This window comes from Nodosilinea sp. LEGE 07088, assembly GCF_015207395.1.
In the GTDB taxonomy this organism is placed as follows: domain Bacteria; phylum Cyanobacteriota; class Cyanobacteriia; order Phormidesmidales; family Phormidesmidaceae; genus Nodosilinea.
The window spans coordinates 1-6,580 of sequence record NZ_JADEWX010000246.1 but is presented as its reverse complement, the minus strand read 5'-3'; the positions used below and the strand labels follow the sequence as shown (position 1 = coordinate 6,580).

7 protein-coding genes are annotated in these 6,580 nt (G+C 50.1%); 5 read left to right on the top strand and 2 right to left on the bottom strand.

All coding sequences use genetic code 11. The annotated features are described in order from the left end of the window. The first annotated feature begins 24 nt into the window (after nt 1-24). From purQ to IQ254_RS28740, 5 genes are all read left to right on the top strand, one after another. A complete protein-coding gene (gene purQ / locus IQ254_RS28760) occupies nt 25-720 on the top strand; it encodes a phosphoribosylformylglycinamidine synthase subunit PurQ (protein ID WP_193969579.1) in 696 nt (231 codons plus the stop codon). 249 nt (nt 721-969) lie between these two features. After that, nucleotides 970-1,278 (top strand): hypothetical protein, encoded by a 309-nt coding sequence (locus IQ254_RS28755; RefSeq protein WP_193969578.1) that lies wholly within the window; start codon nt 970-972, stop codon nt 1,276-1,278. Between the two features lie 80 nt (nt 1,279-1,358). Beyond that, on the top strand, nt 1,359-1,673 hold the full coding sequence (locus IQ254_RS28750; protein WP_228041199.1) for a ferredoxin: 315 nt from the start codon (nt 1,359-1,361) through the stop codon (nt 1,671-1,673). Nucleotides 1,674-2,298: 625 nt separating this feature from the next. Beyond that, a complete protein-coding gene (locus IQ254_RS28745; RefSeq protein ID WP_193969576.1) occupies nt 2,299-3,417 on the top strand; it encodes a DUF1611 domain-containing protein in 1,119 nt (372 codons plus the stop codon). 22 nt (nt 3,418-3,439) lie between these two features. Then, nucleotides 3,440-4,531, top strand: a complete 1,092-nt coding sequence (locus IQ254_RS28740; RefSeq protein WP_193969575.1) for an alanine/ornithine racemase family PLP-dependent enzyme — start codon at nt 3,440-3,442, stop codon at nt 4,529-4,531. A gap of 112 nt (nt 4,532-4,643) precedes the next feature. On the opposite strand, the gene phnE is transcribed toward IQ254_RS28740, so the two are convergent. Both phnE and phnD read right to left on the bottom strand, forming a co-directional pair. Beyond that, the gene (gene phnE, locus IQ254_RS28735) at nt 4,644-5,501 is read right to left on the bottom strand and encodes a phosphonate ABC transporter, permease protein PhnE (protein ID WP_193969581.1); all 858 of its coding nucleotides are present in this window, start codon (nt 5,499-5,501) and stop codon (nt 4,644-4,646) included. A gap of 205 nt (nt 5,502-5,706) precedes the next feature. Next, nucleotides 5,707-6,468: a phosphate/phosphite/phosphonate ABC transporter substrate-binding protein gene (gene phnD, locus IQ254_RS28730; protein WP_228041198.1), complete on the bottom strand. Its 762-nt coding sequence runs from the start codon at nt 6,466-6,468 to the stop codon at nt 5,707-5,709. Nucleotides 6,469-6,580 lie beyond the last annotated feature (112 nt).

Below are 6,580 nucleotides of genomic sequence, written 5' to 3'. Positions count from 1 at the left end.
CCCCTCACCCTCCCCACTTTCCCCATGAAATTCGGCATTATCGTCTTCCCTGGAGCCAACTGCGATCGCGACGTCGCCTACGTTACCCGCGACATTCTCGGGCAGCCCACCCGTATGGTCTGGCACGAAGACAGCGATCTAGGCGACCTAGATGTGGTGGTGGTGCCCGGGGGCTTTAGCTACGGCGACTATCTACGCTGTGGGGCGATCGCCCGCTTTTCGCCCGCCATGCAGGCCACGGTTGAGCACGCCAACGCCGGTAAGCTGGTGCTGGGCATTTGCAATGGCTTTCAAATTTTGACCGAGGTGGGGCTGTTGTCGGGGGCGCTGGTGCGCAATCGAGATATGCGCTTTATCTGCGATCGCGTGCCCCTGCGCGTAGAGCGTACCGATCTGCTGTGGACTGCGGGCTACAGCAAAAACCAGGCGATTACGCTGCCCATCGCCCACGGTGAAGGCTGCTACTACGCTGACGAGGCTACCCTGGCCGAGCTTGAAGCCAATAACCAAATTGTCTTTCGCTACAGTAGCGCCGAGGGCACTGTGGCGGACAATGACAACCCCAACGGCTCACTGAATAATATTGCTGGCATCTGCAACCCAGCCGGCAACGTCTTGGGCCTCATGCCGCACCCTGAGCGCGCCGCCGATGCGGTACTGGGGGGTACGGATGGGCTAGCTCTGTTTCAAAGCTTGCTGGGGGCACTGGTAGCAGCTTGAGAAAAAGCTTTGTCAAGGCTTTAAGCAAATGTGGTGATTGCGCATAGTCTTCACCTAGTACCTGTGTCACGCTCGATCATCTGGGTACACTTAACCCTCAAGTAAGGAACCTCCTCCAGTGCAATCTGCGTCTGGGTGGGTAGTTCTTGAGTCGTCGTGTTGCCCATGCGGGCGACCCGTTGCTGTGTTATAAATTGAGCTCTCGACTGGGCCCATGTACTCCCCGGTTGATGGCGGTAGGAGATTCCCATGCCAGACCGTGACAACTGGTTCGGTAGCGCCCTGGTCTACCGCCCTACGGTGTATGAATATTGCCAACTTGCCCTGCAGCCTACCCTCGACTCGGGGGCAGCCGAGCGCATGGGAGAAATTTTGCGCCGGGCTGAGACCGAGCCACTCCTCAACTTCTTGCTGGAAGAAGCCGATGTAATGGTAGCGCGGCTCCAGCCCAGCCTCAGCGATGAGCACCTGAAACAGCAGCAGCAGCGACTGCGTGGAGCGGTTGATGCCGTGTGGATTGATCAGTTGCTGGCTACCTGCGATCGCGCCTCTCACTGACCCGATGAATTGTGAAATGCCACGCCGACACCAAATCTGTGCCAGGCTGATAGATAGCAGTAGGCACAGGCTTGATGGCAATGGCTTCGTTTTCTCAGCGACCGCAGCGCTGGCTAGTGCAGGTATGTCGGCATCGATCGTGCGATCGTGGTGGTTCGGAGCAGGTGCTGGCGGCCTTTAGGCAGCACCAGAGCTCAACGATTTTGGTGACTGAGAGTGAATGCATGGGCCAGTGTAGTGCTGGGCCTACGGTGCAGGTGATGCCCGGCAATACCTGGTACTGCCGGGTTACCGCTGCGGATGTGCCGAGGATTGTGGAGCAGCATTTGCAAGGCGGGGAGCTAGTGCGCGATCGCCTCCATCCCCGGTTTCATCCGCCCAACCCACACGCCTAACGACAAATCTGACTGGACGGCGATAGCTTGCGCGCGTCATCAGAGCAGCTACTCAGGGTTGCGGGTGAGCGATCGAGTCCTACGCTACTGTTAAGCCAACTTAGCCTAACCCAGAAGCCTGGTTGACTGACAAAAGTTATCCGCCCCTCACCCCCAACCCCTCGCCCAGAGGGCGTTCGTGGAGCGTCTCCGAAGGAGAAGGGGAGCCAATCCACTTTTCCGGTTCCCTCTCCCCTCGGGAGAGGGCTTTCGAGGATTCTGCTCACAAGTTTTGTCAGTTAACTAGCCCAGAAGCTGGGCCCACAACATTTATTTCATAGCAGGTAAACATCCCCGAATAACTTTAAAAAGTAATCTGTGTTACCATAAAATGCACATGAGTATTTGAATCTACAATCTCAACTAAGGTTTGAGAGTCTCGCCACACAAAACGCATCGTTTAGTTGCTTTAAGCGTTTGCCAGGTTTCGCAGAATCTATTACATAGGTTTCCGGTTAGCGCGAGAAAACAGTACGTTTTCTGACGTAGTCTTTTCCTATGAAAAATTCTTCATTCTTAGAGAAATTGGCAACTCTAAGAGCACTCTCCGCGAGCAATTGAGGCCATTTAACCAAACATCAACTTAATGAAAATCAAAAAGACGGCTTTGATTTACTGCCAAAGTCAATTTGGCTTGGTAGACGGGAAAACTGCTGCTGCCTTGGTTCGGCACTCCGAAATCTACACTATTGTTGGGGTTATTGATAGCTGTTTAGCTGGCAGTGATGCTGGCGAAGTACTAGGGGAACCAAGAAGCAATATTCCCATCTTTGCTAATTTAAATGATGCTTTAGATCGTCTTCCAGAGACTCCTCACTGTTATATTTATGGCAAAGCTCCTTTAGAGGCTTGCATAGCCAGCGAAGAAAGACTTTTAATCCTAGAAGCCATGGGGCATGGCATGGATATTATTAATGGTCTGCATCAGTTTTTCTCCGAAGATCGAGAATTTGCCGATGTCGCAGCTCAAAATAATGTCCACATTAAAGACGTTAGAAAATCTCCAGAATTAAAAGACTTACATGTCTTTACGGGAAGGATATCTGAAGTTAACGTTCCTGTAATCGCTATATTAGGGACTGATTGTGCCTGCGGAAAAATGACCACCGCCGTAGAACTCAACAAAGCTCTCAATCATCTCGGCATTAAGTCGGTATTAATCGCCACCGGGCAAACGAGTTTGATGCAGGGGGCCATGTATGGCGTATCGATCGATGCTCTAATTTCTCAGTTTGTCATTGGTGAAATAGAACATTCTATTATGCAAGCCTTTGAGCACGAAAATCCCGATATTATTTTGGTCGAGGGTCAAAGTGCCTTGAGTCACCCTGCTTTCATGAGTTCATTAGGCATCTTGAAAGGAAGTATGCCTGATGGCGTTATCCTGCAACATCCACCCGCTCGAAAGTATCGATGTGATTTCCCCAGTTTGTTGATGCCAACCCTGGAGAATGAAATCGAACTAATTGAAACGATCTCAAACGCTAAGGTAGTAGCAATTACATTGAGCCATGAGAATCTATTGCCCACAGAAATTTTGGGCATTATAGAAAATTATGAGGAGCAATTTCAGCTTCCTGTAACTGATGTATTGAGCTATGGATGTCAAAAAATAGTTCAAGCCCTAGGCGCTAATTTTCCAAGGATAAATCAGAAGATAGAGCAAGGTAAACCAAATAAAAGACCTGTTTTAGTGGCGAGATAGTTATACCTATCCCGCAAAATAAATGCAATCCTCTATGCCAAGGATAGAAATTAATCTATCTGAAATACAAGCTAATGCTCGGATGCTGTCTAAGCTTTATGGGCAAAACGGCATTTCTATAATGGGGGTTTCTAAGGCCGTACTGGGAGAGCCTGCCGTTATCGAAGCTATGGTTCAAGGCGGGGTCAAATATATTGCCGACTCTCGCCTTGAAAATATTCAAAGGATGAAGGCTGCTGGCATATCATCTCGTTTTGTTCTTCTGCGCACTCCTTTAAGTCAGGCAGAAGCTGTTGTTAAGATTGCAGATATCAGTCTTAATTCCGAAATTGAAATTTTGAAGAAGCTTTCTTATTATGCAAACGCAGATAATAAAATTCATCAGATAATTCTCATGGTAGAGTTGGGTGATCTGCGGGAAGGAATTCTTCCTTGCGATCTGGCTCAATTTGTCAGAGCAAGCCTGATCTTGCCTCATGTAAAAATTGTGGGGATTGGCTGTAATTTAGCTTGCTACGGTGGCGTGAAGCCAGATAGTAAGAATATGCAAGAGCTTTCTGAGCGAGTTGACTTCATTGAAAAAGAATTTCAGATTGATTTGGAAATCGTATCGGGCGGAAACTCAGCCAACTATGAGTGGTATAAAGCTGCTCAAGATGTCGGAAGAATTAATAATCTCCGCTTGGGCGAGTCAATTCTTCTGGGTTGTGAAACCGTTAACCGAAAGGCAATTCCGGGTTTATACACTCAGGCATTTAAGCTTGTTGCCGAAGTGATTGAGTCTAAGAAAAAGCCATCCTTGCCGTTTGGAGATATTTGTCAAGATGCTTTTGGGAATATCCCTGTCTTTCAAGATAGAGGCACCCGCCAGAGAGCAATTATTGCCTTGGGAAAACAGGATATTTTGGTATCCGGCTTGAAAGTAGATGACAGGCTAGAAATACTAGGCTCTAGTAGCGATCATATGATCATCGATAGCAACAACCACAATTTAAAGGTTGGAGATGAAGTAAAGTTCGATCTGGACTATGGCAGTCTTCTCACAGCTATGACATCTCCTTTTGTCCAAAAACAATTTATAGACTGTGGTAAAGATCAGGGCCGGGGTAATTAAAACGCCGCCCCAATGCCAATTAGGCCGCTGATGGTACCCACCGTGAACCCCAGCAACCAAAATGAGAATGCTTCAACCACAACCGGTACTCCTGCTGGGCTTAGAAATAACCTCAGACCAACCGCTGGCGCAGCTTAGACGACAGGGTATCAATAATGCCCACGGAAGCCACCAGCAAAATCAAAATGGCACAGACCTGGGGCTCCCTAAACCCTTTGATGCTTTGGAATAGGGAAAAGCCAATCCCGCCCGCGCCCACAAACCCCAGCACCGAAGCCGATCGCACATTGGACTCAAAGCGATATAGCGTAAACGAGGTCCACAGGGGCATCACCTGAGGAATAATGCCGAAGGCTACCTCCTGTACCTTAGAGGCTCCAGTGGAGCGAATGCCCTCTACCGGGCCGGGCTCAATGGACTCGATCGCCTCTGAAAACAGCTTGCCGAGAATGCCTGTGGTGTGAACAAACAACGCCAGCACTCCAGCAAAGGGGCCCAGACCCACCGCCACCACAAATATCAGCGCAAAGACAATCTCGTTGATCGCCCGCATGGCGTCTAAAAAGCGCCGCACAATAAACACCAGCCAGTAGGGAGCGACGTTTTCAGCGGCGACAACTGATAGGGGCACAGCCAGAATCGCAGACAGTAACGTGCCCCAGATAGCCATACCGATGGTTTCAATAATCTCGGGAATATAGCCCTCTAGGGGAATGCAGAGGGTATTAAAGCCCAGCGGCAGCAGCAGCGCCTGCCGGGGACAGAGATCGGTGCCCAGTTTGGGAAACCCCGCGTTAGAAAAATCGGGTGGGAAGTAGCGGGAAATGGATTTAGCCATCCGCCCTGAGCCTTGAATCAGCTCTCCCAGGCTAATTTCGCTCTGGTAAGCGGCACCCATCAAAATTGCGATCGCGATCATCCCATAGACCACTCGTTTTACGGTAATCAGGGGACGCTCCTGCGCCAGCATCGCTTGAACGTCTGGAGAAGCATCCAGTTTTTTGGCCATGGTGGCGCGATCGGTCGGCATAGGATCGGTCGGCATAGAAAGTTTAGTCACGGCTTTATTTTTATTAGTGCTGTCTGAATAGCGAAGGCAATCTAGGGCGCACGACCCGTGCGCCCCCACATTCGATACGCTTTGGGTTTACCTAATTGGGTAGACTCTAGAGTACTTAGAGCGCTGCCAGCTCTTTTTTCAGAGCGTCAATCTGCTCCTTTTTGCTGTCGGCAGACATGGTCTCATCCGCTTCAATCTCAGCGATTTGGGTGCCGATATTGAGTTCGCGAATGGGGTTCCAGTCGGCGTCTTTAGCGGCCTCAAAGCCAGCCCAGCCCAGCGGATTGAGGATGGCTAGATCGTCGTAGTTGTAGACGAAATCCTTAATCGATGCCTTCAGACAGTCGGGCATGTCTTTGCGGTAGGCAATGGGGTCGCTGGGAATCTCAGGGGAGGTCCAAATCACCTGTACCTGCTTCAGATCCTCAGGGTTATTCTTCTCAAGGTTGATGAGCTGTTCACTGTTATTGGTGGCCACATCGACCTGGTTATTGATTACAGCTTGTAGGGTCGCTTCATGGCTGCCGGCAAAGATAGGCTCCTCTGAGAAGGCTGTCCTTGGGTCGACGCTGTTTTTGGCAAAGACATAGTAATTGGGAACCAGAAACCCAGAGGTCGAGTTGGGGTCGTTAAAGGCAAAGGTTAAGTCTTGGCCATTCTCTAAAATGTACTGGTCACCGTTCCCAGCCTCGAGATCAATCTCTTGGACGATTGGGTTGTTGACGTTGGTAATCAGGTGAGAGTAGTAGCCCTTAGTGCCATCTTCGTTGATCACCCGAGCGAATACTTCCGCATCAGCCCGCTTGGCCGCTTCAATGTACGACTTACCGCCGTACCAAGCCAACTGCACCTTGCCGGCGGCCTTAACGGGTGACAACGTACCTAAAGAGCTTGCTGCATCAGGGATAGAGCATAGAGACCACGCTGAAAATAGCGATGTTTATGGGGTTTGAGCGCTATCAGTTGGAGTGCCCAGTCGGTCCATAACT

What these genes read in the sequence shown, in the direction of transcription:
- IQ254_RS28740 (WP_193969575.1), top strand. Translation starts at nt 3,440, where the DNA reads ATGCAATCCTCTATGCCAAGGATAGAAATTAATCTATCTGAAATACAA.
- IQ254_RS28755 (WP_193969578.1), top strand. Translation starts at nt 970, where the DNA reads ATGCCAGACCGTGACAACTGGTTCGGTAGCGCCCTGGTCTACCGCCCT.
- IQ254_RS28750 (WP_228041199.1), top strand. Translation starts at nt 1,359, where the DNA reads ATGGCTTCGTTTTCTCAGCGACCGCAGCGCTGGCTAGTGCAGGTATGT.
- IQ254_RS28745 (WP_193969576.1), top strand. Translation starts at nt 2,299, where the DNA reads ATGAAAATCAAAAAGACGGCTTTGATTTACTGCCAAAGTCAATTTGGC.
- phnE (WP_193969581.1), bottom strand. Translation starts at nt 5,501, where the DNA reads ATGCTGGCGCAGGAGCGTCCCCTGATTACCGTAAAACGAGTGGTCTAT.
- purQ (WP_193969579.1), top strand. Translation starts at nt 25, where the DNA reads ATGAAATTCGGCATTATCGTCTTCCCTGGAGCCAACTGCGATCGCGAC.